This window comes from Kribbella sp. CWNU-51 (genome assembly GCF_054073265.1).
On sequence record NZ_JBSXMZ010000029.1, the window covers coordinates 1 to 24,101 of the forward strand.

Below are 24,101 nucleotides of genomic sequence, written 5' to 3' on the forward strand. Positions count from 1 at the left end.
ACGAAGGGCGAGCCGCGTCCCCTCGGCGAGCGAAACGCCGTCAAGGCCGACTCCCTCCCGCAGTAGCAGGAGGCGGCCGGGCGGGCTGGAGTTTCAACCCACCCGGCCTGGCGGTGACGCTCCCGTACGGGTTTGTAACCCCGTGTAGTTCTGGTGCCCAACTCTGACCAGGAGATTCCTCTGGGCACGCGAGCGGTGTGCAGGCGGCGGCGATTCGGGTACCGGCGGGGTCGTGAATGAGGACCGACTCCTGGCCATGGCACAGCGTCTGATGGAGACGCTGACCCCCGGCGACCTCGACCACACACTCAGTCGCATCACGGCTGCGGCGGTCGAGGCGCTGCCCGAGACCGACTACGCAAGCATCACGATCCTGCACGCCGACGGCCGGCTCCAGACAGTCGCACCGACGGATGAAGTGCTCTTGGGCGTCGATGCGGCGCAGTGCGAGTTGCGGGAAGGTCCGTGCTACGAGGCAGCAGCGGATGCCGTGCACGTCGCGTCGCCGGATCTGGCCCGGGACGAGCGCTTTCCCCGGTACGCCGTGGCCGCGTTGGCCGCGGGTGTTCACGCGCAGGTCGGCCTCCGGCTCTACCACGCTCCGAAGTCCCGTGGCGCCCTCAACCTGTACGCGGAGAAGGTCGGGGCCTTCAGCGATCTCGGAGCGCTCGGCGATCTGTTCCGGCATCAAGCCGCGATGGCGATCGACTACGCCCGCGAGATCGAGGACCTGCGCGAGGCGGTCAACACCCGCACGATGATCGGTACGGCGGTCGGCATCGTGATGGAGCGATACCACCTGACCGACGACCGCGCCTTCGCCTTCCTCACCCGCCTGTCCCAGGACGGCAACATCAAACTGCGAGAGATAGCCAGGCGACTCATCGCTGTCACCCACGGATAAACTCGGCTACGCGGGTGTCAGGCGCCGGTCCGCAACTGTGACGACGGGGTGGGTGCCGGCCGCGGAGATGCCACCGATAGCCGCAGGATGTTCGAGGTCGGTTGCTCGACCGCGAGAAGGACCAGACCGACCGCGGCGCCACTGTCTGCCGCACGCGCGACGCGCGCCGCAACGAAGTACCGCGCCAGCGTCGTCCTGTGACCATCGGCGTCGCGGTTCGGTGGTCGTGGATCACGCCTGAGGCGTGCCACCAGCGCTCGTCGGCGGCTGCTCGATGGTGGTTTTGATGGATTCGAGAGCGCGGTGCAGTTGGTCCTCGATCGCCTCGTCCGTGGGGTTCGTGGTGTGCAGGCGGACGGTGAGGCGTGAGGTGCTGTCGGCAACGAAGTCGACGTCGAGTTCGCCGTGGTAGTCGTCCCCGCCGGGCGCACCCCACCGGAGGATGCGGCGCTCCTCGACGATGTCGATCCACGCCTCGTTCTGTACCGTCTGCTCGGAGCCCTGACCGGCGGGCACCTCAGCCGTCACCTCCACCACTTCGTGCACTGGCTGCAGAGGTAGTCGTGCTTCCATGCCTTGAGCCTCTGCCGGTCGCGGCTCGGTCCGACGTACGTCGGTCAGCCAGGGGAGGTAGTCGGGCAGGTGCTCGATATCGGACAGATAGTCGAACAGGACGTTCGGGGCAACCTCCACCGTTGTTGATGCCTCATGATCTGCCATCTGAGTCTCCCTCCTTCGAGCCGATCCGCGCGGCCTCAGATCGGGGTTCCGCGCCGGAAGTGCCGGTGTCCGCCGTCCTGTCGGCTTCGTTGACCTTGTGCGTGAGGCGCGAGCGCATGAATCGTTCCCCAGATCGACATGACAGAACTCCTACCGTTGGCGACACGGACACGACCCCAGTGCCCTCGGCTGGGGCTGAGAAACCGCGGGTGGCAGCCGACCCACTGCCGAGCTGCTCCCTGGTGAAGTACGCCATCACGGTCTCGACGGGCCTGTGGGTGAAGTAGTACGTCACCGACAAACCGATTAGGCCGATCACCAGTGCCGAGTCCCGCGCGGTCCGTACCGTCGCGCGGCGAGCAACGCCGGTGTGGTGAGGTAGGCGTACGGCGATGGCCGTGGCACCGAGCGGCATCACGAGCGGGACGAGAAAGGCGCGGCCGGGCACGAGGAGGCCAACGGCCGGACCGGCTAAGGCTGCGCCCAGCAGCATCGGCAGTTGATCTCCCAGGCCGAGCAAGGCATTTGCCCGGGGCAACATGTCCGTCCTGGACGAGTCGCGGTACCAGTAGCTGAGCGGAGTCGTTGCTCCGGCTATCGAGCAGATGGCCAGCACGATCCAGAGGGAGAAGTGCTGGTGCCAGCCGACGACTGCGAGAGCGGCCATGAGTAGGCGCGAACGGTGGTGTCGAGCAGGAGCATCTGCACCGGCCGAAGCGATCCACCGCGCGACCACCGACAACGCCTCCGAGCAACGTGGGCAGGCGAATGGCGACAATGAGCAGCGCGGGCTTTCCGCCCAACCAGCCTTGGGGGCCGGCGATCCACAGCAGTACGAACAGCATGAAGTTGTCCGCGGTCGAGGCCAGCGCCCCGCCGTCGCCAGGTTGATAAGCGGCGGCCCGCCGACGAATCACCCACCGACTCGTCGACGGGACACTCGGAGCAAGCCGGCTAGTTGCACAACCGGCACGTCGAGTCGGCGTCGGCCCGAACCCGTGCGGTCCGCTCGAGCGCCGTCGACAGTCGTTTGTTGAACCGTCTCCGCTCAGACGACGTCAATCCGTCGAGAGATCGCGCAGGCCGAGCCCGGGTGGCGCCACTTCCGCGACGGCGGCGGAGAGCATGTCGTGACTGCGCAGTGTCCAAGCAGCCCAGATATTCGATTCAGACATGACTCACTCATCTTTCACTCAAGCCAAACGCGTGTCGCGTCCCATCTGTCCGCTCGCGCTGGGTACAGCGGGTGAATGTTCGAAGACTTTGCGCTGGAAGAACTCGATGTTGCAGGGACCCGGATTCGGGTCCGGTACGGCGGCTCTGGACCGGCTGTGGTTCTGTTACATGGTCATCCGCGGACCCACACGACGTGGTACGCCGTAGCGCCGCGCCTGGTGGACGCGGGTTTCATGGTGGTGTGCCCGGATCTGCGGGGGTACGGGCGCTCGGGCAAACCGGTGACGGATGCGGAGCACACGCCGTACTCGAAGCGTGCGATGGCCACCGACGTGGTCGGTCTGATGGAGCTACTGGGGTACGAGCGGTTCGCTGTCGCCGGGCACGATCGTGGTTCGTACGTCGCCTACAGGACCGCCCTCGACCATCCCGACCGGGTGTCCGCGCTGGCCGTGATGGACAGCGTTCCAGCGGTGGAGGCGCTGGAGCGGTGCGGCGCCGAGTTCGCCGCGGCGTGGTGGCACTAGTGGTTCTTCGCGCAATCGGCGAAGCCTGCCGAGCGTGTGATCTGCGCCGACCCGGAGACTTGGTACGACGCCTGGAGTACCAACTCACCGCAAGCTCTGGGGCCGGAGAATCACGCAGACTTCCTGACCGCCATCCGCGACCCCGCAACTGTGCACGCGATGCTGGAGGACTACCGCGCGGGGATCGGGATCGATCGCCGCAACGACGAGGCCGATCGCGCTGCCAGGCGGCGGATCGAGTGTCCGACCCTGGTGCTGTGGTCGACCGATGACGACATGGAGCAGATCTACGGCGATCCGGTCGAGATCTGGCGACCGTGGTGCCGTGGGGTCGAGGGTCACGGCATCAAGTCCGGTCACCACATGGCTGAGCAGGCGCCAGCAGATCTGGCCCACAGCCTGTCCGCATTTCTGCGGCAGGAGTCCGTTCCACCGCCTACCGATGCGGTGCCGATTCAAGGATGATTGGGGCGGTCGCGCGCGCTGGGTCCTTCAACGCGCGCGACCTTGGGAGCTGATCAACCCGCGGGTGTTCCAGTCACCTGTCCATCTGGTTCCCCGCAAGGCCCCGATCATGTATCGGCATCAGCGCCGGCCAGCAGCTTTGATTCCTGTCGTTTGAAGCTGGGTACAGAGGCTCTGGCACGGGGAACTCGCCGGCTAGCATCCGTCCGGCCCAAGTGATGGGAACTACAGTGGGTCTCATTCTGTGGATCATCGCGGCGATCCTGGTGATCGCCGGCATCTTCTCGATCGTTCGCGGTCAGCTGATCTGGGGTATCGCTCTGATCATCATCGGCCTCCTCGTCGGTCCTGGCGGCGTCAGCATCTTCACCTGATGCCGGGCAGCCGGTTCGGAGTCGGCACCGGAGGGCGAGGCAGATACCGCCAGACAACTCACCTGGCTCCAGACCCGCATCAAGCAAGCCGGCCCACAAGCCCTTATCGTCGCGAGCTAACCCGTCAGCCAGGGTCCAGGGGCTTGGTGGCGGGCCCGTCGAGGACGCTGCCGTCGGGGGTGAAGCGGGAGCCGTGGCAACTGCAATCCCAGGTGGTGTCGGCGTTGTTCCACGCCAGGCTGCAGCCGAGGTGGGTGCAGACGGGTTTGACGGTGTGCAGCTCACCGCTTTGGCTGCGGTACGCGCCCACGGTCCGGCCGTCCTGCTGGTACAAGCCGCCTTCGCCGACTTCGACGTGGTCGAGACCGGTGGAGAGGATGCGGCTCGCATGGCCGACGGTGAAGTCCTTGCCGACCTTGAGATTGTGCTTGATCAGTTCGGCGACGGCCCGGGCGTCGCCGATCCGGCCGGCGTCGTACAGCGTCGCCCAGGGGTTGTCGCGCTCGAGGATCAGGTCACGCAGGACGCCGGCCGCGGCTGTGCCGTTGCTGAGACCCCATTTGTGCATGCCGGTGGCGATCAGAACCGCGTCGTGACCCGGCGCCCGTCCGGCGTACGGCAGGAGGTCCGGTGTCGCGTAGTCGTGGGCGGACCATTGATACTCGGGCTGGACGCTGGTGTTCCAGGCGGAGCCGACCCAGTCGATCAGGGCCCGGTACGCCGACGTGACGTCGTCCTCGTGGCCGACCTGGTGGCCAGCGCCGACGACGATCAGCCCGTTCGGCCCACCACCGGGCCAGGGCCGGGTGGAACGGACCTGCGGGCCGGTGGAGATCGCCATCCCGGCCGGCGCTTCTCGGGGCAGACGTACGGCGATGCCGTGCGACTGATTCGGGGTAGTCCGGGCGAAGAAGCCGCCGATGGTCCCGATCGGCAGCAGCGTGGCGACGACTGCGCGCCCGGCATGCACGGTGGCGCCGGTTGCTGTGGTCACTTCGACTCCGCCCTCCACGTCGTCGACCGACGTTGCCCGCGTCTGTTCGTACACGCGTCCGCCGGCGGCGGTCAGCGCACGTGCGAGTCCGGCGAGGTACCGCACCGGATGCAGTTGGATCTGCTGGTCGAACCGTACGGCGGCGGCTGCGGGGACTCCGACCTCCTGACCATCGACGAGTTGAGCGGGCAGCCCCAGTGCGATCGCCGTCTCCGCCTCGCGCTTCAGGTTGTCGTCGGTATCGGTCGAGTACACGAACGCCGGCGTCCGGGTGAGCTCACATTCGATCGTGTATCGCTCCGCGAGCTCGGCAACCTGTTCCACGGCCGCCTGATTGGCCTCACCGTAGTGCCGTGCGACCTCCGGACCGTGGCGGTCGGACAGCGCCGTATAGATCGCTCCGTGCTGCGACGTGACCTTGCCGGTGGTGTTGCCACTGGTCCGGGCGCCGACCCGACCGGCTTCGACCAGCACGACATCGGAGCCTTCTTCTGCGAGCAACAGCGCAGTCGTCAAGCCGATCCAACCACCTCCGACGACCACGACGTCACACCTCTCGTCGCCGTCCAAAGCGCCGTACCGCGGGACCTCGGTTGTTGCCGACCACACAGAAACCATGCGCTCCAGTACCCGGCGACAACTTCAGAAATGCGTCCGCCACGCGATGCGCCCCCGAGCCGATGGGCGACATTCGAGTTTCGCACCGCCGTCCCGGACCGGATGTCAGAACCTGTACGGGAAGGCCTGCAGCACCAGCATCACCGACGTCCGCTCCTCGTTCTCGGGCGCCTCGGTGTCGCGAAGTTCTGAGAATCGCTTCACCACCTCTTGTAAGGCCTCCTCGAACTCCTCCATCTCGCCCGGGTCAGCCTCAGAAGCGCCTCGCGGGAGAAGGCCGTGCCCCGCCACTCGACGGACCATGTGCCTTCCTCTTTGAGAATTGCTGTACGCGGCTCCATTGAGGCCAGTGCCTGCCGGACCGCCCCCGATACACCTCGCGCACCCGGATCCTTCTCGAAGTCACTCGGATGCCAGTTCAGACCTCGTGAACTCGTCCTCCACCAGCGCTCCCTGGCATGAGTGCTGTGGCCGGGAGCCTCCTCGATGAATCCGAACTCGGCCAGCTTGTGCAGGTCATCGCTGACCAGCGAGGACGGCTGTCCGACGATCTGGCTCAGAACCTTCGCCGTTGCGACACGTTCCGACGCCAGCGCGTAGTACAAGCGCAGCCGCAGCGGGTTGGTGAAGGCCAGCAATGACTCGACATCCTTGATCCGCTGCTCGGTCATACGGCCTCCGTTGGCGTGAGAAGAATATTCCTGCGTGTCTCACTGGTGAGTCGGTCTTCAGAGTTCGTGGATCGCGGTCGCGAAACAGGGCTCGCTCAGATCGCTGGGTAGTGCTGGTCGCGCAGTACCGGGCGAGGTGCACCGCGTTCGCGGCGGCGGTCTTCGTGGTGAGGCCGGTCGTGTCGGGCTTCGGCCCGGCGTCGTTGTAGTCCACCGAACCCATCGCTTCGCCCACCCAGTACGTCGCTCCGGCCGCGGGGATCGTGAATCCTATGTCGTTCAATGCCTGGAAGACCTCGGCGCTGGCGTGATGCGCTCCGTCTTCGTTGCCCACGACACCGACTACAGCAACCTTCCCGTACACCAACGGCCGGCCTTGCTCGTCCTTCTCGGACAACTCGGCGTCCAGGCGCTCGAGCACCACCTTGCACACGCTGGCCGGCTGTCCCATCCAGATCGGTGTCGAGATGATCAAGATGTCCGCCGCCAGCACTCTCGCCCGCAACGCCGGCCACTCGTCCCCGTCACCTTCGTCGACGCTCACCCCGAACCGGACCTCATGGTCGGCTACCCGGACGACGCCACCGTCGACATCGTGATCGGCGAGTGCGGCCAGCAACTCCCGTCCGATCAGCTCCGAACTCGACTCTGCCAGCGGCTGTGACTTGGTCCTCCACAGTTCCCATGACATCCATTTTGTTTGAGTCCGGTTCGAATCCGTCGGCAAGCATGGCCACAGTCGGATGATGGTGGCTTAGGGCAACGGGCGGCCGCCGGTGGCGCCGATGCGTTCGCCGGTGATGTACGTCGAGTCGTCGGAGGCGAGGAAGACGTAGGCGGGTGCGAGTTCGGCGGGTTGTCCGGCGCGGCCGAGCGGGGTGTCGGCGCCGAACTCGTCGACCTTCTCGGCCGGCATCGTCGCCGGGATCAGCGGGGTCCAGATGGGTCCGGGGGCGACGGCGTTGACCCGGATGCCCTTGGGAGCGAGTTCCTGGGCCAGACCTTTGGTGAAGTTGAGGATGGCAGCCTTGCTGGTGGCGTAGTCGAGCAAGTTCGGCGAGGGTTCGTACGCCTGGATCGAGGTCGTGTTGATGATCGCCGAGCCCGCGGACAGGTGCGGCAGGGCCGCCTTGCAGAGCCAGAATATCGCATACACGTTGGTCTTGAGCACCTGATCGAACTGCTCGGTGGAGATGTCCGCGATACCGTCGCGGGACATCTGGTAAGCGGCGTTGTTGACCAGGATGTCGAGACCGCCGAGCTCCTCGACGCACCGATCGACGAGGTGGTTGCAGTGTGCCTCGTCCTGGATGTCTCCGGCGAGGGAGGCCGCCGTACGCCCGGCGTCCCGGACCAGGCGGCAGGTCTCGCGCGCATCGTCCTCCTCCGCGGCCAAGTGGGAGATCATCACGTCGGCTCCTTCGCGGGCGAACGCGAGTGCGACGGCCCGTCCGATCCCGGAGTCCCCGCCGGTGATCAGAGCCCGCCGCCCGGTGAGTTTGCCGCTGCCGCGATAGGTGTCTTCGCCGTAGTCAGGCTCGGGGCTCATTGCATCGCCGTGTCCTGGGTGCGATTGCTGATCGGGCTCCTGCTGCTCTGGCCCGGGGTATCGACTGCGCGGATCTGTGCTCATCATCTGCCTTCCGTCGGCCGGCGCGTCCGCGTGGGTGCGGCTGGCAGCGGGTAGTGATCAGGCGTCGGTGGTCGGCCGGATCCTTTTGATCGGCGACCGCGGCGGGTACGGACCTGGACCGTAGATGTGAGTCTCGACAATCGCGCCGCTGGCGTCCTGGATGATGTGCTGGGCTTGTGCCCACCGGGCGACTTCGGCCCCGATCGCGACTTGCCGCAGCCTCGGCCCGCCGCTGGAGAACGGCTCACAGCCGGGCCGACGGTTCTTCCAGACACCGTTCTCGTAGTACGTCTCGACATCTCGACTGTCCATCGCTGCCCCCTTGCGGCCCCTTGGTCCGTCGGCTGGCAGGTCGTGTCAGCCGACGGCGCATTACCAGTACCCCGCCACAATCGTGCTCCTGGCAACTAAGAACTCTCTGTAGCGGTGCGAGCCCTCGTCGTGGCGGTTCTGGCCAGCTCGCCTCACCGAGAAGCGTCTGCAGAGATGACCGCAAGGACCGGCTGGTGAGGAAGTCGCAGCGAGGGAGGGCTGGAGGTCGAGCCCTCGCTCAGTCGTTCTCGGCGCCTCCGGAGGCGCCGACGGGAATACCACGGGCTGAACGGCGCGGTAGTCCAGCAAACCACGAGCAGAGCTGGACCCGAGCCTAACGGGCGACTTCGGCGTGGTGAAAAACATGTGGAGCGTCCCGTTTGTTGGTGATTGGGCGGGGTACTGCTGATCAGCTGTCCGCTGGGGGCGGATTGCTGTGTTCTCGATGTTGTCCCAGGCCGTGGCAGCAGTCCACCTGCAGCGGCCCACCGGACCAGGCAGACCACACCAATTGGGGGGAGCCGAGATGAAGACTGGCCACTCGCAGTCGCAGGCATGCCGTCTCCGCACATCGACAGGTCGGCCACTGAGCACTCGCGCACACCGCCAATTGTGAGCGCCCCAAACCCACCAGGGTCCTCTCGAGGAAAGGAAACCCGATGTTCCGTCACACGAAGCGGTTGCAGTTCGAGGCGAAACCCGAAAAGCCCGACGCGTTGTACGCACGGAAGTTGCAGGAGTTGATCGGTGGCGCGTACGGCGAGATGACCGTGACGATGCAGTACTTGTTCCAGGGCTGGAACTGCCGCGTCGAGGGCAAGTACAAGGACCTGATCATGGACACCGCGACCGAGGAGATCGGTCACGTGGAGATGCTGGCGACGATGGTCGCACGGCTCCTCGAAGGGGCCCCGGCCACGATGACGGCCGAGGCGGTGAAGGACCCAGTCGTGGCCGCAGTCCTCGGTGGCATGGACCCCCAGCAGGCGATCGTCGCCGGTGGTGGAGCGATGGCCGCGAACAGCCAGGGCGTGCCGTGGAACGGCGCCTACATCGTGGCCAGCGGAAACCTGCTGGCCGATTTCCGCGCCAACGCCGCGGCCGAGGCCCAGGGACGACTGCAGACCGCCCGGTTGTACAACATGACCGATGACCCGGGTGTGAAGGCGATGCTGCAGTTCAACCTCGCGCGCGACACGGTCCATCAGAAGCAGTGGCTCAAGGCGATCGAGGAACTCAAATCCGACGGTCTGGCGGGCCTGATCGTGCCCGACGCGCTGTTCGGCGAAGAGGACCAGGACCACAACCACACCGTTTGGCGGTTGTCCGACGGCACCGATGGCAAGGACGGCGGATGGACCAAGGGCGAGGACCCCTTGGAGTACTTGGTCGATCCCGAGCCGTTGGGCGATCCCGGAACCGCGCCGGCGCCCGACCCGGCCCTGTTCGGCACGTACTCCACCGTCCAGGACCTCAAGGGGACCATCAAGGGCAAGGCCCAGGCCAAAGCCAAGGGCAAGGGCAAAGCCAAAGCCAAAGCCAGGAAGGCCTCCAAGTAGACGCGCGGTCGCCCGAGCGGTCAGCAGGTCGGGGGCGGCCGCGTCTCATTACACCGAGAGCGCCGGGAGAACTATGCGAGTTGTCCTCACCGGAGCGATCGGCAACGTGGGTAGCGCCTTGACCCGTCGCCTGCAGGCAGCGGGAGGGGCACGACATCGTGGCAGTGGCAAGGCGGACACCCGACTATCCCGCCATCAACGGGCTCCAGTGGGTGTCGATCGACCTGACCAGCGGTGACTGCGGCCCCCTCCTACGCAGGTGCCGAAAATCGACGCAATGGATGTTCTGCGAGAGATCATCGACGGGATGTACCACGCAGCGGCCGACTCCACCACGGTAGTGCGGCACCGCACCGTGTTGAGTGAGCTGTCCGAGTTGTTCTGCCGCGGTCCGATCAGTCATCGGCACCAACCGTGAGCAGATACATGACGGGCATCAGACAGTGACGGACTGGCCGGCACACGGATTCTCGACGCTCTTCAGCACGATAGCGAGGCTGCGACGGGCTCCCGCCGTACATCCGCGGGCGGTGACCTTCTCCGCGCAACTCCTCGTTTGGCGCCAGACTCCCCTGATTCCGCAGGGCGACCACTTGGCGACGGTGAAACTGTGGAAGGGTGTCGGGACGCCGGGCCGATGGCCCGACATCCTCAGGCTCGCTGCGATTCCACCACCCCCTCGACACAGCCGATCCCTGCGACATCCTGCTCTCCAGCGCTGGCGAGGGGCCGTTGATTCTCTGGTTGCCCGTGCCCGCCCGGCTGGCCCTCTGCGAACGCCTCGAACACACCGGCCTTGGCTTCGATCCGGTCCTGAATCATCCGTACGGCGCATTCCCAGCGCCGACCTGGTTGCGCGAACTCCGCGAGCGCGCCTACTCCGGCAGCCGTCAAGGTCGCGAGGCCCCTCCACCCGTCGCCTAGCGCCGATGAATTTGCGCCACACCTCGACGTAAACACCACGTGTCTGGTCCGATTCGAGGGACAGGCCTACGCCCCTTGGGGCTGTTGCAAGCGCGGCCAAAGAGCAACACTCACTAGTACTCCAGCCGTAGTTCGTGATGTGGCGGTGTGGCGGTCCGGGACGTAGTGCAGCCACCGGTTGATGATCTCGGGTTGTGTGGACTCAAGATGGTCGCGCGGTGGCTGCGTGCCATAGCGTAGACCCTGATCGTTGGCAGCGTGGTTTCGACGAGTTGGTGGAGCGGATCGCGTGCCGGTTCGCGCGGGTCGAACCCCGCCGGCGGGTCGGGTTGTTCGTGCTGGGGTTGTTGGCTGGGTTGCCGCGGGTGAACTGCTGGACGATCGCCGAGCATGCCGGTGAGGCGTCGCCGGACGGGATGCAGCATCTGCTGGCTCGGGCGGCATGGGATGCCGACGCGGTGCGTGACGATCTACGGGGTTACGTCGTGGATCACCTGGCCGATCCCGACGCGGTGCTGGTGGTGGATGAGACCGGCGACCTGAAGAAGGGCACCCACACCGTTGGGGTGCAGCGGCAATACACCGGGACCGCGGGCCGGATCGAGAACGCCCAGGTCGGGGTCTACCTCGTCTACGCCGCCACCGGTGGGCACGCGTTCATCGACCGGGCTCTGTATCTGCCGAGATCATGGACCAGCGACGCCGATCGATGTCGTGCGGCAGGGGTTCCCGACGACATCGAGTTCGCGACCAAACCGGCACTTGCGACCGAGATGATCACCCGGGCGCTGGACGCGGGTGTCCCGGCGTCCTGGGTGGCCGGTGATGAGGTCTACGGCGCCGACTCCAAGCTGCGCACTGCGTTGCAGGAACGAGCGACCGGCTACGTGCTGGCGGTGGCCTGCGATCATCAGATCACCACCGGAGCCGGCAAGCATCCCGCCAAGGCTCTGGCCCGCCGGCTGCCGTCGCGAGCCTGGAACCGGCTCAGCGCAGGCGCCGGCGCGAAAGGTCACCGCTGGTACGACTGGGCCCTGATCGACATTCCGGTCGACGTCGCCGACCCCGAGAGCAGTGGCGGCCACGCATTGCTGATCCGCCGATCCATCAGCACCGGCGAACTGGCGTTCTACCGCTGCTACGCACCCACTCCGGTGCCGCTGTCCACACTGGTCGCCGTGGCCGGACGCAGGTGGACCATTGAGGAGTCTTTCCAAGCAGGTAAGGGATTGACCGGCCTGGATGAACACCAGGTCCGCCGCTGGACCTCATGGCACCGCTGGACCATCCTCGCGATGCTCGCCCACGCCTTCCTCGCCGTCTCCGCCGCAACAGCACGAGCCCAGACCCACCCGGCACCAAACCTCATCAGGCTAACCGCGAACGAGATCAGACACCTGTTCACCCGACTCCTCGACCACGGCCGACACAGCGCCGCACACCTGCTGCACTGGTCACGCTGGCGACGCCGCCACCAAGCCCGAGCACGCGACTGCCACCACCGCCGTCAAACAGCCCAACTCGCCTGATCACGAACTACGGCTGGAGTACTAGCAGGTGACCAGTCGCCTCCTGCCGAGCCGAATCCCCCCGCAGCCCATCGGGAACCCCTCCTGCGGCTGGTCGCTCGGGTAGCTGGAGGGCTGCCAAACGATTGAGCCGCGGACGGAATCGGGGCGGCCAATCGTCGGGGACAGCGCATTGCGTTGGGGCGGAGGTCTAGCCACGAGTAGGGGCTCCGCCGCACCGGTCGAGGCAGGTCGGCTCGGCTTTGGCCGGTTTCATCTCGCCGCGCTGTCTCCGCCGGAGTGGCAGCAGAATTCGCCGCTGCCGATCGATGCCGTAATTGGAGTCGATGATCGCAGTGGCGGATCCACGATGCTGTACTCCGATGCCCGAGGTGTGTGCCGCATCTACCAAATGACCTCGACGAAGGTCAATGGACGATGTCCGGACAGCTGCGCCTGGCTTCCACCACCGCTTCGATGCCCTGATCGATGCAGCCGATGGCCGCATCGACGCACGGTGGAGCATTCGGCTCTGAAGCAGCGAAGGTTTGATCGCTCACGTCAGAACGGCGTCCGATGGTGGGCCGCCAGCTCTGGAAGGCGCCGGTTCCTCTGCGTCTGCTGCGAGGTTCGGCGTTGTTGTTCGAGGGTCCGGTCGACTCGTGATCGGCCCGCGGCCGCCGCAGGAGGAGCACTTCGCAGCAGGGAGGCTGCGAACGTTGTGCGGCGCGAGGCCGTATGGAGCGAGCTGGACTCGATCGTCGTTCTCGTTCACGACGCCAAATCCGGCTCGGTAGGCCGAAGCCAGCAGGGTGAACGCGTTCGGCTTACAGCTGGGTCGCAGCACGTTGGAGAGAAGGGCCCGGCGGTGCGTGGGGGGTGATGCGCCACGCCTGGGCCCTTCGGTATGCCCCAGCTCTCAGCGTATTCCGATACGGACCAGTCCGGTACCCCGTGCGGCCTGCATCGCTCGGAAGGGGCAGCCCTGGAGCCCTGGACCGACGTTCGACTGTTGTCACCCGACGCGTCCCACCGGCCACGTTGAGGAGACCATGAATGGACGGCAGGGTAAGTGCCATGATCGGTGGCATGGATCAGACGGGTCAGCGGGGTCCTCGAGGCGAGGCGCCCCAAGAGATCGAGATGGCGACCATCAGCCCTGTCGGCGCGGACGCCGCCGAGGCGTTCGCCCGGTTGGCAGTCGAGTTGCATGGCGCAGGCGGACTCGAGGAGACCGTCCAGGCGGTCGTGGATTTCGCGCTCCAGGCCCTGAACTGCTCCCATGCCGGCATCGCCCTACACAGCCGCGGACGGCCACAGGTGCCGGCAGCAACCCACCCACTGGTCTGCGAGATCTTTCATCACGCCATGGCGACAGGGCACGGGCCGCTTGTCGAGGCGATGCGAACCGGTCAGGACATCTTGATCCGGGACACGGCCACCGACTCGCGCTGGCCCCAATGGGCTGCGGAAGTGCGCGAACTCGGCGTCCGCGCCGTCTTGGACGTGCCGCTCACCACCGCCACAGACAGCGTCGGGATGCTGGGCCTGTACAGCACGACACCAGATGCCTTCGGACCCGATGACATCGCGGTCGCGCACATACTGGCGCGTCACGCCTCGGTCGCTCTCGCCCACGCTCGCCACGAGGCCAACCTCGCGGAAGCTGTCGACGCCCGCAAGCTGGTCGGGCAGGCGATGGGGATCCTGATGGAACGCTACGACCTCGACAGCGACCGGGCCTTCACCGTCCTCAGACGCTACTCACAAGACACCAACACCAAGCTGCGCGACGTCGCCCAGCAACTGATCGACACACGCAAACTCCCCCGTGCCGAAGCCCGGCGAGTGAACACCGAAGCCGCTGCAGGGAATCAGGACGGCCACCAGGTCCCGGCGCGCGGTACGGCGAACGCCTAGATCCAGGGCTCTGTACCCCGAACTGCTGCCGGCCGCTGTGGTGGTGACCGGGGCGCTCGCGTCCGCGGCCCGAAACGCGCCCGCATAGCCGGATTTCCCGGCGGTCGCAGAGGCCCCACGTGCGTCATCGGATGGATGACGGATAATGCTTGTCATCCATCCGATGACGTGTTAGAACAGTGCTGCGTATTGACACCCAAGTCGACAGTCTGGAGGTGGAACGATGTTGATGCGCACCGACCCGTTCCGGGAGCTGGACCGGTTGACCCAGCAACTCAGCGGTGCCTCGTCGCCGGGGACCTGGTCGAGGCCGAACCCGATGCCGATGGATGCCTATCGGGCCGGCGACGAGTACGTGGTGGTCTTCGACCTGCCGGGTGTTCCGCAGGACGCCATCGATCTGGATGTCGAGCGCAACGTGCTCACCGTGAAGGCGGAGCGACGGCCACTGGCGGTGTCCGAGGGAGTCGAGATGCAGGTGGCCGAGCGGCCGCTCGGGGTGTTCTCCCGGCAGTTGTTCCTCGGCGACACCCTCGACACGGAGCGGATCACGGCGGAGTACGACAGCGGCGTACTGACGGTGAAGATCCCGGTCGCCGCACAGGCCAAGCCCCGCAAGATCTCCATCGGCGGCGGGGATTCCGAGCCGCGCCAGATCAACGCCTGACCGGCCCGCGACACAGGGGATTCTTGATGCATCGAGCTGAGCCGCCCGACGGACTTGACGAGGCGACCGATGCGCTGGCCTTCGTCACCGGTGTACTGCGCGAGCTCGATGCTGACGGCAACGATTCCGCCCAGTCGCTCGAGGCGCTGGTCCGGATCCGCGCGGTGCGGGACCACCTGGCCGAGTGGGAACCGAGATTGATCGACCAAGCCCGGGCCGCCGGCACCAGCTGGGCGCAGCTGGCGCCGGCGCTCGGGGTGGCCAGCAGACAGGCGGCCGAGCGGCGGTACCTGCGGATCAACGGGCAGTCGGCCGGCGCCGCGATGACGGGCGAGCAGCGTGTCCAGGCCGCCCGGGATCAGCGTGCGAGCGACCGGGCGGTCGCCACCTGGGCACGGGGCAACGCTGCCGATCTTCGCCGGCTCGCGGGGCAGGTCACCGCGTTGGACGGGCTCGACCGGTCCACGCAGGAGAGCGTGGACCGGATCCACGATGCCCTGGGCGACAACGACTCCGCGGCCCTGCTCGGCCCGTTGGCCGACGCCGGCCCGCGACTCACCCGCGATCATCCGCGGATCGCGGACCGGATCTCCGAGCTCGGTGACCGGGCCGACGAGGTCCGCCGAGCATCGACACAACGGCCGGGCGAGACCCGGCAGAGCCAGGAGGAGGGACTCTGATGAGGTTGTTGTTCGAACTCCGGCCGGTCGACCACCTGGACGCCAGCGTGGACGACTACCGCAGCCTCGGGCTCGAACCCCTCGGATGGCCCGACGACGACACGGTCATGCTCGGCCCGCGCGGCGGCGTACCGACGATCGTGCTGGTCCGTGATCCCGCCGAGAGCGCGCTCGGCGCCGGGGGTGTGTACGACGTGGGCGACCTCGGGGTCTTCTTCGGCGATCACCCGGACCTGGATTGGTTGATGTCCCCGGTCCGGTCGTCTCTCGGGTGGTACGCGGTGTTCGCCGACCGGACCGGCACCTGCATCCGGCTGCTGGATCCGTCCCCCCACCTGCCGAGCGCCGCGGAACCATCGCCGAACCTGTTCGCCGTCGCCGGCTGACAGCACCAAGAAACTTTGACCGTGGTCCAGGGATGTGGCCACGCCGTGACTCGAGGGTCGCGAGGTCAATCATGCTTTCTGGTAAGACCGACGAGACAGTACCGACGCAGTGCTCGACGCCCGACGAGCGGGCCGCGCGCGAAGCCGCTACCCAGGAACTGCTGCAGCGCCGGGAGCGAACGTCCGACAACGCCGAGCGACAGGCGTTGATCGATCAGGTGGTCGAGCTCAACATCGAGATCGCGCGCGGGATCGCCCGCCGGTTCCGCGGACGTGGCGCCGAGGCCGATGATCTTGAGCAGGTCGCCTACCTGGGCCTGGTCAACGCAGCCCACCACTACCGGCTCGACGCGGATACCCCGTTCATCGGGTTCGCGATCCCGACCATCCGCGGCGAGGTGCAGCGGTATTTCCGCGACTGCGCATGGACCGTGCGGATCCCACGCCGGCTGCAGGAGGTCCAGGGCTCGATCATCGCCAAGCAGTCCGAGCTCCAGCAGCAACTGAACCGCGAACCGACCCGGGCCGAGCTCGCGGACTACCTCGGCCTGGAGGTGGACCAGGTCGAGGAGGCGATGGCCGCGAAAGGGTGCTTCAACGTGCTGTCCCTGGACCGCCCGTCAGACGCCGACGCGAATCTGACGCTGGCCGATCTGGTCGCCGCCGAGGAGGACCGGACGGTCGATCAGCTGGAAGCGGTTGACATGTTGCGGCCAGTGCTGGAAGAGCTGGGGGCGCGTGAACGACGCATCCTGGAACTGCGTTTCATCGAGGGCTGGACCCAGACCGAGATCGGCAGAGAGGTCGGCCTCAGCCAGATGCAGGTGTCCCGCGAACTACGCAAGATCCTCGACGATCTCCGCACAAAACTCACCACCCCCACAAAGGCGGTCGCCTGACGGTCAGCCGAACCGAGATGGCACAGACTCGTTGCCCGACTGCCGGCTCCGTGCATGTCCAGCATCGTGCCGTGCAGTCCTTCTGCGTGCCCTGATCCAGGCTGGACCGAAAGCCGAGCTCACCGAGCGGACATCCCGCGGATAGGTACGAGCTCGGTGAGATCCGGCGTAAATTGCTGAGCTGTGATCGGTGTCGAGGAAGCTAAATCGGTGGCACACGGGCTGCTCAGCGACGAGCTGCCGCGACGGTGGGCACATACGCAGGGCGTGGCTGCTCGCGCACGGGGCTTGGCGGGGATACTGGGGGAGCAGGCGGAGCTGATCGAGGCGGCCGCCTGGCTGCATGACATCGGATACTCGGCAGTGATCAGCTCGACGGGCTTCCATCCGCTCGACGGTGCTCGATATCTGCGGGACGTCCTAGTGGCCGATGAGGTGGTATGTCAGCTGGTTGCACATCACACCGGGGCACTGGTGGAGGCTGACGAGCGGGGGATCGCTGAGCTGGCGTCGGAGTTCGCCGTACCGGATCACGAGCTGCTCGAGGCGTTGACGTACTGCGACCTCACCGCGGACGTGGACGGCTGCCGAGTCGGTGTAGAGGAACGTCTGAGCGAGATCCTCATGAGGTACCCCGTCGAGCACGTGGTGCATCGGTCGATCGTCAGGTCAGGACCAGCCCTTCGGAGGGCGACGTTCAATGTGCAGCGAAGGCTTGGGGTCGCAGGCGCCTAGTCGAAGTAGAGGGTCGCACCAGGCTCGAGGTGGTGCGCGATGCGGCGTTGCATCGATCTGTCCATCTGCAGAGTGCTGATCTCGGTCTGATGGACCCAGTGCACCTTGGTGCTCTCGCTGCTCGGAGTGGGTTGGCCACCGGTGGCACGGCCGCGGAGGAGGATCGAGAACTCTTGGCGCGCTTCGCCGTTGCTGGTGTAGAGGATGATGTGTTTGGGGTCGGTGTAAATGCCGATGACGTCGAGGATCTCGCAGTCGATGCCGGTTTCTTCTTTGGTTTCGCGTACGCCGGCTTGCGACATGGACTCGCCGAGATCGATCGCGCCGCCGGGGAGTGCCCAGTTGCCGTTGTCGGAGCGTTGGATCATCAGGATCTCGCCGGCGTCGTTCTCGATGACGACGTTGACTGAGGGGACCATGCTGTTGGCGGCCGGAGCATTCGGGTCGTCGTAGTAGTCGATTCGCTTCGGCATCAGGCCTCCAACATCGGGCTCGCGTCGTTCCAGACCTGTTCGAAGCTCTCCAAGTAGTGACTGGCCAGCTCGCCGCCGGGAATCTTTCGTAGCTGCCACAGGGGAGCCTGCGCGGCTGGCGCACCGTACACGTGGGTGTTGACGAACAGTCGGTCGTCTGCCCGGAAGATCGAGTTGTAGAGCACTGTCCGGTGCATCCGGAACTCGACGCCTGGCGCCTCGGAGAGACCGCGGCAGAGAACCATGACGTTGCGGATCTTGGCTGCGAGTGCGTCGCCGATGCCCTCCTCTTCACCGCGTTCAGCGATGTGCGCGTCGTCGGGATCGCCGAGCAGAATCCGCACACGGGCGCCGGCCTTGGCCTTCTTGCGGAGGATCCGCTGGAGGCCTGCATCCTCGGCCAGGAAGAGGCCCGCGTAGACGAGTACTCCGAACTCCTGGGTGCCGGACTCGAAGAGCTGACGCCACTCGTCCGTCGGAACGTCGGAGCGATGTGGGTAGACCTTGACGATCTCACTCTCGGAGACCGCGGTGGCTCGATCGCGGGGGAGGGCGTCGGGCCAAAGGTACGATTCGTCTCGGCCCAGCCGAGTCGCCAACCGATGACGATTGCGGGGGAACGGGAGATAATCGCCCACAACCCATCGCTCGACCGTCTTGACGTTGACTCCCAGCTCTTCCGCGAGCGCATGATGGGTCAGGCCATGCTCGACCATCGCCGCTCGCAGTCGTTCGTTAGGCACGAGACCTAACCTAAGACATTTCGGGACATTTTAACGTGAGGCGAGACGTCCTCGAAATGTCCGGCCACGCCGTGACGCTGTCGGCGACGCAAAGTGCATCCTGCCTGCAAGAGCCCGAGGAGGGTCATGAAGGGCAGGACGAAGTACGTACTCGAGATCGCCCCGCGAGGTCGTGGCCGGGTGTGGACAGTGGCTGCAGAGCGGTCAGCCACGTTCAGCAGAGCTCCGCTTGCAGGCGCCCGCCAAGGGACTACCTGCCGCCGGCGCTGGCACTTGTCCAGGGCTGACCGTGGCTGATCGAGAGCGGGTCCCGAACGAACTGCTTCGGCAGGCACGGGGCGGGTTGTCGCAGGCGACCCTGGCGGAACTGGTGAATGCTGAGATCTATCGCGCCACAGGGCGCGTCTCCGCGATCACCTCCAAGTCGATCTCGGACTGGGAGCGTGGCTGGTACTCATGGCCGTCGGCAGACGTGCGAGAGGCACTCGGTCGGGTGCTCAAGAGGCCGACTCCAGGCGAGCTCGGATTCCAGAAGCGGCGGATGCGTAGGCTCGATCAGCGTCCGGATGCGGTCGTCTCGCTGTTGGACCTGCCGGGTGATCACCGGCCGTCGGACGAGATCGGGGCGTTGAGCCTTCCTGCTGGACGGTCGTACGCCGGAGTCGAGCTGACGGCGCACTACTGCGACGCGGACCGGGCTGGCTCAACCTGGCTGATGGTTGATCCCGGCAAGGATCTGACCGACTCGCTCCGTCGGCCGGATCGCCGCTCGATGATGCTGGCCGTCGATCGGGACCAGCGGTACTACATCTCGGACGGCCGGAGGTTCGTTGACCGTGCAGGACGTCGTATTGGACCGCAGCCTGTCTCCTCCGCCAACGTCATCGACGACTTGACGGTCGGCATCATCTGGGCCACCACCAATGCCGACACCGCCCTTCTGGCCGACGATGCTCTGCTCGCGAGGAGCCAGACCCGCTTGGTTCACTACGAGAACAGGCCGGCCTCGGAGGCGGCACTCAGCGAGGTGCCGTTTCTCAATCCGGTCGCGAGTCAGTGGCTCGGTTCACGCTTCTGCGCACGGCACATCACGCGGCATCTGGACCGGCTCTGGGGCCGACCGTTGTTCTGGACGCGGGAGCAGCGTGGCGAGGAGGCCGCATCATGGTTGCTTTGGTCACACAAGTTCGAGTATCTGCGGCGTACGTCGCGGTGGTTCAAAGGTATGCGTCGCGGCTTCTGCATCCCGGAGGACGAGGTGTCGGCGTCACCTCGCTATGAGCGGGTGATGCTTCTCCTGGCCATCGTGTTGATGGAGGCGTTCAGGATCACAGTCGAGTTGAGTGGCGAGCCTGAGCACGGTGAGGTGGAGGGGTTCGTGCTGGCGAATGAGGCGATCGTCGCCAACTGGCTCGGTGGTTCCGGCCTGTGGTACGTCGATGCGAGTGCGCCCGCGCCGAGACGAGCGGCGTACCGGGACATCGCCGGCCAACTTGCAGCGGAGTCCCTGGTTGCTCAGCCGACGTCGGCCATGCGGCTCGCGGCGATGGCCAGTTACCTCAACGTGCCTTGGCAGTGGTTCCGCCGGCGCTGCGAGGAACTTGCGGTCGCCGGCGTCGACGACATCGTCCATCCGCGCAGCCGCCTGCTGTCCACTCGCGGGCTGAACACTGCGGTTCGCTACGTTGCCTACCTTGACACCCTCGAAGGAGCTGATCGTGCGGGCTGCTGAACTGACCATGGGCCGAACCTTTGCCGTCCATTTCGACCACGGCGATGATTTCTACACTGCACTCGCCGAATTCTGTGCCGAGTACGACGTACGGCAAGGCTTCATCCCGATGTTCATCGCCGGCATGCACGAGGTCCAACTCGTCGGCACCTGCGAGAGGCTCGAGAACCCCGACGCACCGGTCTGGAGCACCGTCCACCTCGAGAACGTGGAGGCGGTCGGCGGCGGCACCCTCGCATACGACGAGGAGGCAGGCACTGTCCTGCCCCACGTCCATGTCTCGGTCGGTCTCAAGGCCCATTCGGCGACTGCCCACACCAGTCACCTCCTCGGTGCGAAGATCCAGTTCCTCACCGAGATGTATCTGGTCGAGGTGACCGCACCGGCCTTCTCGCGACCACGCCAGCCGAACCTGTACGACGTTCCCTTGCTTGCCTTTGGTGATCCTCAGCGCTAACTCGGCCGGAGTCCTGGATCTTCGGCCCCGGGTTCTGATCTCTGGGTGGTGAGGCGACTGTCGAGGTCATGACAATGACACGAAGTCGCCGGAGGCGTCGTGAACCGACGACCGCCTGATCCGAATTCCGTTCCGACGATTGCCGAGCGCCGCCGGTTGCTCGAGGTGAATCGCGCCTCGGCGAAGTTCTTCCGCCGAGAGTTGCTTCAGGCAAAGAAGGGCTGGGCGCGCGACCACCTGATGCGTGCAGGCGCAGGCGAGCTGGTGGACCCAAGCTCGGCATGGTCAGTTGGATATGCGCCGGACGCTGGGTCGCGGCTTGTGGATCATTTGAGAGCGCGAGGTTTCAACCTCGAAAGCGTGCGGAACGCCGGACTGGGACTTCTGAACCCAGAGGGACGAACCGTTGATCGGTTTCGTGATCAGGTGATCTTCGCGGCACGGAACGACGAGTTGCAGACAGTCGGGTTCGTCGGTGTCCGCGCCTCGACGTCGCCGTACTACGCGACCTCGCCTGCTACGCAGGTGCACCGCCGGTCCAACTGCCTCGTCGGCGTGGCCGAACAGTTGGACCTCCTGTCGGAGGGCGCGGTGCCAGTGCTGGTGAACGACCCGTTGGACGCAGTCGCAATCGAGAGGATCAGTCGACTCACAGTGGGTAGATGGGCCGGGATTCCCTTGTGCGACTCTCTGCTGTCTGCCGAGCAGGCACGGATCTTCGGCCGGTACGCCGCCACTGACTCGGCAATCGTCGTACTGAAAGACCGCGCGGATGGACAGCGAGCTGCTATTGGGGTCCTGGACGATCTGTCGCGGTTCTTCCCGCGCGTTTGGGCGGTCGAACTGCCGGTATCGCCGACCACGCTGTCGAGGTCCACGGACGGCCGACAGCGCTTGCACGACGATCTCCTGCTCACACGACCTTTGGCTGACTACCGCAGCCGCCGAGGACGACAACGCCAGCCCAGCGCCTTACAGGTCCCCGATCTGGAGCCGCACGGTCCGGCGCTGTGAGCAGTCCACGTCGGAACGGCCGCGAGGCCAAGCTCGGCACGGATCACGACTGTCGGTGGCGCCGACGTCTGCTCGTGCGGGCCTCGACCGGACCCCCTATCCGGCCAAGACCCGCGACCTGAGGTTTGTGGCTTGGGCACATGCTGATAGGTGCGGTCACATGACCTCAGCGATTCGGAGCGACAAGAGGAACGGAACCATGGAGATCATCGGAGTCATCGTCGCGGGCATCATCATCGGCCTGCTCGGAAAGTTCGTCGCGCCCGGCAACAAGGACAACATCCCGATCTGGCTCACCATCCTGTGCGGGATCGGCGGGGTGATCATCGGATGGTTCGTCTACACCGCGTTCGGTGGTAACGGCAGCCCAGGCGTCGACTGGGTGCGCTGGCTCGTGGCTATCGCGATCTCGGCCGTTCTGGTCGTCGTCGCATCCACGCTGACCGGCCGGAACACGTCCGCGCGGAGCTGAACCACACGGAAAGCCCGGGTAGCTCCTGACGAAGGACTGCCCCGAACCGGGCACCGAGAACCTGCGATCCTTTCCGGTCGCTCTGCCTCGTTGCGCGTGCAAGGAGAGAGCGATGCATGCGGGCGGCACTCGAGAAGCGAGCACTCGACGTACGCCGCGTGCGAATCGTCGCGTGAGCCGGTCAGTTGGTCGACGTACCCCGCCTGCCCGCCGATGCTGCGCCACAGTCAGGGTCGATCCTGTTAGCAGCATCCGATCCGGCGGCGGGAAGCTCTCCTAGCATCGGCGTCAGAGAACAATCGCTATTATCAGCCGGCCGAGACGCCATGTGGCCAGAACGAGGCCACCCGAGCGGCACCCCAGAGCAAGAACCTTGGCGGTGCTGGCGGAAGCCTCGAGCGGCTCGTCCAGCGACTGAAAGTCTCGAGTGGAGAGCGCTGGCAGGGGAACGAGTACCGGATGGCCGGGAGCACGACCGGCCCTGGAGCGGCTTGGCGGGTGAGCATCCGCTGGCCGGCCAGGTCCGTGACGTTTGGCCGATCAGGAGTTCGCGGACAGCCCGACCGAGGAGCCGCTCTAGGCGGCGCTGATCCGCGGGTGGCGTCGATCCACGCGCGAGGCGCGTCGATGCACGATGCTGTGCACTACGTGCATTGCTTACGAGGAGGCGACCAGTGGCTCAGAGAGTGGAGATCCTGCTCACGGACGACCTCGACGGCAGCGATCTCCCTGCCGGCAAAGGAGAGACCGTGAGCTTTGCGCTCGATGGCAAGTCGTACGAGATCGACCTCCGCACTAAGAACGCCGCTGCGCTCCGCAAGGCGCTGGCTGTCTACGTGGAAGCAGGGCGGCTGATCACGAACAGGCGAGGCAAGAGGGTCACTCGCTCGACTGTCGGTGCTGATGCTCGCCCGTGAAGGAGTGGGCTCGTGCCGACGGCTATGAGGTCAATGACCGCGGCCGAGTCCCGGCCGACATCAGGAAGGCCTTCGACGCGGCCAACTGACTCGACTCGGCCCAGTGCGCCACCATCTCGGCGTTGGTCACGACCGCCCGGCTCGACTGTTCCGCAAAACGGTCACTTACGGAACAGCCGGGCCGCCGTAGACCGCAGACGGATGACCAGCGAATTGCTGCTTGTTGTACCAGAGCGCGGAGGCGCCAGACTAGAGTGATTCCGCCGGCATCGCTGACGGCGTACGAGGCGCGTGGCAGGCTGGCGAGCATGTGTGGTCGATACGCGTCGGTGGCCGGCCGTGCCGATCTGCTCGACGCCTGGCGAGGACGCTGACCCGGTGCGGCAACTGCGGGCGAGGGGAGAGATCAGGTGCCCAGGATGAGGACGTCGACCGCTTTCGGGGTCGACATCGGCGGCAGCGGGATCAAGGGCGCCGTCGTCGACCTGGAGAAGGGCGACCTAGCCGCGGAGCGGGTGAAGTACCTGACGCCCAACCCGTCCACTCCGGAGCCCGTCGCCGCGGTCGTGGCCCGGCTGGTCAAGGAGGCGGAGTGGACCGGTGAGCTGGGTGCGACGTTCC

General features: G+C 66.1%; 25 protein-coding genes and 3 pseudogenes. 19 read left to right on the plus strand and 9 right to left on the minus strand.

Features of this window, described 5'->3' with window-relative positions:
- The first annotated feature begins 256 nt into the window (after positions 1 to 256).
- Positions 257 to 904, plus strand: a complete 648-nt coding sequence (locus tag ACXC9Q_RS28620) for a GAF and ANTAR domain-containing protein (protein WP_457059729.1) — start codon at positions 257 to 259, stop codon at positions 902 to 904.
- 231 nt (positions 905 to 1,135) lie between these two features.
- Here the strand turns inward: ACXC9Q_RS28620 and ACXC9Q_RS28625 are convergent, their stop codons facing one another.
- Positions 1,136 to 1,624, minus strand: a complete 489-nt coding sequence (locus ACXC9Q_RS28625) for an SRPBCC family protein (protein ID WP_457059730.1) — start codon at positions 1,622 to 1,624, stop codon at positions 1,136 to 1,138.
- Between the two features lie 1,250 nt (positions 1,625 to 2,874).
- Between ACXC9Q_RS28625 and ACXC9Q_RS28630 the strand changes: the two genes are divergently transcribed.
- From ACXC9Q_RS28630 to ACXC9Q_RS28640, 3 genes are all read left to right on the plus strand, one after another.
- Positions 2,875 to 3,327, plus strand: a complete 453-nt coding sequence (locus ACXC9Q_RS28630) for an alpha/beta fold hydrolase (protein ID WP_457059731.1) — start codon at positions 2,875 to 2,877, stop codon at positions 3,325 to 3,327.
- A 36-nt stretch (positions 3,328 to 3,363) separates the two neighbouring features.
- Positions 3,364 to 3,792, plus strand: a complete 429-nt coding sequence (locus ACXC9Q_RS28635; RefSeq protein ID WP_457059732.1) for an alpha/beta fold hydrolase — start codon at positions 3,364 to 3,366, stop codon at positions 3,790 to 3,792.
- A 230-nt stretch (positions 3,793 to 4,022) separates the two neighbouring features.
- The gene (locus ACXC9Q_RS28640) at positions 4,023 to 4,166 is read left to right on the plus strand and encodes a GPGG-motif small membrane protein (RefSeq protein WP_329477912.1); all 144 of its coding nucleotides are present in this window, start codon (positions 4,023 to 4,025) and stop codon (positions 4,164 to 4,166) included.
- A 124-nt stretch (positions 4,167 to 4,290) separates the two neighbouring features.
- Here ACXC9Q_RS28640 and ACXC9Q_RS28645 read toward each other — a convergent pair whose 3' ends face one another.
- The 6 genes and pseudogenes from ACXC9Q_RS28645 to ACXC9Q_RS28670 form a co-directional block, all read right to left on the minus strand.
- On the minus strand, positions 4,291 to 5,778 hold the full coding sequence (locus tag ACXC9Q_RS28645; protein ID WP_457059733.1) for an FAD-dependent oxidoreductase: 1,488 nt from the start codon (positions 5,776 to 5,778) through the stop codon (positions 4,291 to 4,293).
- A gap of 105 nt (positions 5,779 to 5,883) precedes the next feature.
- Positions 5,884 to 6,015 (minus strand): hypothetical protein, encoded by a 132-nt coding sequence (locus ACXC9Q_RS28650; protein WP_457059734.1) that lies wholly within the window; start codon positions 6,013 to 6,015, stop codon positions 5,884 to 5,886.
- Positions 5,979 to 6,449 carry a hypothetical protein gene (locus ACXC9Q_RS28655; protein ID WP_457059751.1) on the minus strand — a complete coding sequence of 157 codons (471 nt, stop codon included), beginning with the start codon at positions 6,447 to 6,449 and terminating at the stop codon, positions 5,979 to 5,981. The genes ACXC9Q_RS28650 and ACXC9Q_RS28655 overlap by 37 nt, the downstream gene beginning before the upstream one ends.
- Positions 6,450 to 6,744: 295 nt before the next feature.
- A pseudogene (locus tag ACXC9Q_RS28660) lies at positions 6,745 to 7,140 on the minus strand (flavodoxin family protein); the annotation flags it as partial.
- A 63-nt stretch (positions 7,141 to 7,203) separates the two neighbouring features.
- Complete coding sequence (locus ACXC9Q_RS28665; protein WP_457059735.1) at positions 7,204 to 7,998, minus strand: SDR family oxidoreductase; 795 nt, start codon at positions 7,996 to 7,998, stop codon at positions 7,204 to 7,206.
- Positions 7,999 to 8,139: 141 nt separating this feature from the next.
- A complete protein-coding gene (locus tag ACXC9Q_RS28670) occupies positions 8,140 to 8,394 on the minus strand; it encodes a hypothetical protein (protein ID WP_457059736.1) in 255 nt (84 codons plus the stop codon).
- 659 nt (positions 8,395 to 9,053) lie between these two features.
- Here ACXC9Q_RS28670 and ACXC9Q_RS28675 point away from each other — a divergent pair.
- The 9 genes from ACXC9Q_RS28675 (at position 9,054) to ACXC9Q_RS28715 (ending at position 17,672) form a co-directional block, all read left to right on the plus strand.
- Positions 9,054 to 9,953, plus strand: a complete 900-nt coding sequence (locus ACXC9Q_RS28675) for a manganese catalase family protein (RefSeq protein WP_457059737.1) — start codon at positions 9,054 to 9,056, stop codon at positions 9,951 to 9,953.
- A 277-nt stretch (positions 9,954 to 10,230) separates the two neighbouring features.
- Positions 10,231 to 10,371 (plus strand): hypothetical protein, encoded by a 141-nt coding sequence (locus tag ACXC9Q_RS28680; protein WP_457059738.1) that lies wholly within the window; start codon positions 10,231 to 10,233, stop codon positions 10,369 to 10,371.
- A gap of 724 nt (positions 10,372 to 11,095) precedes the next feature.
- The gene (locus ACXC9Q_RS28685) at positions 11,096 to 12,406 is read left to right on the plus strand and encodes an IS701 family transposase (protein WP_457059739.1); all 1,311 of its coding nucleotides are present in this window, start codon (positions 11,096 to 11,098) and stop codon (positions 12,404 to 12,406) included.
- 1,068 nt (positions 12,407 to 13,474) lie between these two features.
- Positions 13,475 to 14,305, plus strand: coding sequence for a GAF and ANTAR domain-containing protein (locus ACXC9Q_RS28690; protein ID WP_457059740.1), 831 nt, complete (start codon positions 13,475 to 13,477; stop codon positions 14,303 to 14,305).
- 223 nt (positions 14,306 to 14,528) lie between these two features.
- On the plus strand, positions 14,529 to 14,972 hold the full coding sequence (locus ACXC9Q_RS28695) for an Hsp20/alpha crystallin family protein (RefSeq protein WP_457059741.1): 444 nt from the start codon (positions 14,529 to 14,531) through the stop codon (positions 14,970 to 14,972).
- Positions 14,973 to 14,998: 26 nt separating this feature from the next.
- A complete protein-coding gene (locus ACXC9Q_RS28700) occupies positions 14,999 to 15,652 on the plus strand; it encodes a hypothetical protein (RefSeq protein WP_457059742.1) in 654 nt (217 codons plus the stop codon).
- Positions 15,652 to 16,038, plus strand: a complete 387-nt coding sequence (locus ACXC9Q_RS28705; protein WP_457059743.1) for a hypothetical protein — start codon at positions 15,652 to 15,654, stop codon at positions 16,036 to 16,038. Before ACXC9Q_RS28700 ends, ACXC9Q_RS28705 begins: the two co-directional genes overlap by 1 nt.
- A gap of 71 nt (positions 16,039 to 16,109) precedes the next feature.
- Positions 16,110 to 16,937 carry a sigma-70 family RNA polymerase sigma factor gene (locus tag ACXC9Q_RS28710; RefSeq protein ID WP_457059744.1) on the plus strand — a complete coding sequence of 276 codons (828 nt, stop codon included), beginning with the start codon at positions 16,110 to 16,112 and terminating at the stop codon, positions 16,935 to 16,937.
- 183 nt (positions 16,938 to 17,120) lie between these two features.
- Positions 17,121 to 17,672, plus strand: a complete 552-nt coding sequence (locus ACXC9Q_RS28715) for an HD domain-containing protein (protein ID WP_457059745.1) — start codon at positions 17,121 to 17,123, stop codon at positions 17,670 to 17,672.
- Here ACXC9Q_RS28715 and ACXC9Q_RS28720 read toward each other — a convergent pair.
- Both ACXC9Q_RS28720 and ACXC9Q_RS28725 read right to left on the minus strand, forming a co-directional pair.
- Positions 17,669 to 18,145 (minus strand): NUDIX hydrolase, encoded by a 477-nt coding sequence (locus tag ACXC9Q_RS28720; RefSeq protein ID WP_457059746.1) that lies wholly within the window; start codon positions 18,143 to 18,145, stop codon positions 17,669 to 17,671. The genes ACXC9Q_RS28715 and ACXC9Q_RS28720 overlap by 4 nt on opposite strands.
- Positions 18,145 to 18,888, minus strand: coding sequence for a helix-turn-helix domain-containing protein (locus tag ACXC9Q_RS28725; RefSeq protein WP_457059747.1), 744 nt, complete (start codon positions 18,886 to 18,888; stop codon positions 18,145 to 18,147). The genes ACXC9Q_RS28720 and ACXC9Q_RS28725 overlap by 1 nt, the downstream gene beginning before the upstream one ends.
- A gap of 289 nt (positions 18,889 to 19,177) precedes the next feature.
- Here ACXC9Q_RS28725 and ACXC9Q_RS28730 point away from each other — a divergent pair, with 289 nt between their 5' ends.
- The 6 genes and pseudogenes from ACXC9Q_RS28730 to ACXC9Q_RS28755 all read left to right on the plus strand — a co-directional run.
- Entirely contained in the window at positions 19,178 to 20,620 is a 1,443-nt protein-coding gene (locus tag ACXC9Q_RS28730) for a hypothetical protein (RefSeq protein ID WP_457059748.1), read from the plus strand.
- Positions 20,607 to 21,077 (plus strand): PPC domain-containing DNA-binding protein, encoded by a 471-nt coding sequence (locus tag ACXC9Q_RS28735; protein WP_457059749.1) that lies wholly within the window; start codon positions 20,607 to 20,609, stop codon positions 21,075 to 21,077. The genes ACXC9Q_RS28730 and ACXC9Q_RS28735 overlap by 14 nt, the downstream gene beginning before the upstream one ends.
- 99 nt (positions 21,078 to 21,176) lie before the next feature.
- On the plus strand, positions 21,177 to 22,091 hold the full coding sequence (locus ACXC9Q_RS28740) for a hypothetical protein (RefSeq protein WP_457059750.1): 915 nt from the start codon (positions 21,177 to 21,179) through the stop codon (positions 22,089 to 22,091).
- Between the two features lie 199 nt (positions 22,092 to 22,290).
- Positions 22,291 to 22,563 carry a GlsB/YeaQ/YmgE family stress response membrane protein gene (locus tag ACXC9Q_RS28745; protein ID WP_457059685.1) on the plus strand — a complete coding sequence of 91 codons (273 nt, stop codon included), beginning with the start codon at positions 22,291 to 22,293 and terminating at the stop codon, positions 22,561 to 22,563.
- Between the two features lie 674 nt (positions 22,564 to 23,237).
- Positions 23,238 to 23,569, plus strand: a pseudogene (locus ACXC9Q_RS28750) (histone-like nucleoid-structuring protein Lsr2).
- A 330-nt stretch (positions 23,570 to 23,899) separates the two neighbouring features.
- Positions 23,900 to 24,101, plus strand: a pseudogene (locus ACXC9Q_RS28755) (polyphosphate--glucose phosphotransferase); the annotation flags it as partial.

Excerpts from the sequence above, each read along its gene's own strand:
- ACXC9Q_RS28620 (WP_457059729.1), top strand. The coding sequence starts at position 257 with ATGGCACAGCGTCTGATGGAGACGCTGACCCCCGGCGACCTCGACCAC.
- ACXC9Q_RS28625 (WP_457059730.1), bottom strand. The coding sequence starts at position 1,624 with ATGGCAGATCATGAGGCATCAACAACGGTGGAGGTTGCCCCGAACGTC.
- ACXC9Q_RS28630 (WP_457059731.1), top strand. The coding sequence starts at position 2,875 with ATGTTCGAAGACTTTGCGCTGGAAGAACTCGATGTTGCAGGGACCCGG.
- ACXC9Q_RS28645 (WP_457059733.1), bottom strand. The coding sequence starts at position 5,778 with ATGGTTTCTGTGTGGTCGGCAACAACCGAGGTCCCGCGGTACGGCGCT.
- ACXC9Q_RS28650 (WP_457059734.1), bottom strand. The coding sequence starts at position 6,015 with ATGGAGGAGTTCGAGGAGGCCTTACAAGAGGTGGTGAAGCGATTCTCA.
- ACXC9Q_RS28655 (WP_457059751.1), bottom strand. The coding sequence starts at position 6,449 with ATGACCGAGCAGCGGATCAAGGATGTCGAGTCATTGCTGGCCTTCACC.
- ACXC9Q_RS28665 (WP_457059735.1), bottom strand. The coding sequence starts at position 7,998 with ATGAGCCCCGAGCCTGACTACGGCGAAGACACCTATCGCGGCAGCGGC.
- ACXC9Q_RS28670 (WP_457059736.1), bottom strand. The coding sequence starts at position 8,394 with ATGGACAGTCGAGATGTCGAGACGTACTACGAGAACGGTGTCTGGAAG.
- ACXC9Q_RS28675 (WP_457059737.1), top strand. The coding sequence starts at position 9,054 with ATGTTCCGTCACACGAAGCGGTTGCAGTTCGAGGCGAAACCCGAAAAG.
- ACXC9Q_RS28680 (WP_457059738.1), top strand. The coding sequence starts at position 10,231 with ATGGATGTTCTGCGAGAGATCATCGACGGGATGTACCACGCAGCGGCC.
- ACXC9Q_RS28690 (WP_457059740.1), top strand. The coding sequence starts at position 13,475 with ATGGATCAGACGGGTCAGCGGGGTCCTCGAGGCGAGGCGCCCCAAGAG.
- ACXC9Q_RS28695 (WP_457059741.1), top strand. The coding sequence starts at position 14,529 with ATGTTGATGCGCACCGACCCGTTCCGGGAGCTGGACCGGTTGACCCAG.
- ACXC9Q_RS28700 (WP_457059742.1), top strand. The coding sequence starts at position 14,999 with ATGCATCGAGCTGAGCCGCCCGACGGACTTGACGAGGCGACCGATGCG.
- ACXC9Q_RS28705 (WP_457059743.1), top strand. The coding sequence starts at position 15,652 with ATGAGGTTGTTGTTCGAACTCCGGCCGGTCGACCACCTGGACGCCAGC.
- ACXC9Q_RS28710 (WP_457059744.1), top strand. The coding sequence starts at position 16,110 with ATGCTTTCTGGTAAGACCGACGAGACAGTACCGACGCAGTGCTCGACG.
- ACXC9Q_RS28720 (WP_457059746.1), bottom strand. The coding sequence starts at position 18,145 with ATGCCGAAGCGAATCGACTACTACGACGACCCGAATGCTCCGGCCGCC.
- ACXC9Q_RS28745 (WP_457059685.1), top strand. The coding sequence starts at position 22,291 with ATGGAGATCATCGGAGTCATCGTCGCGGGCATCATCATCGGCCTGCTC.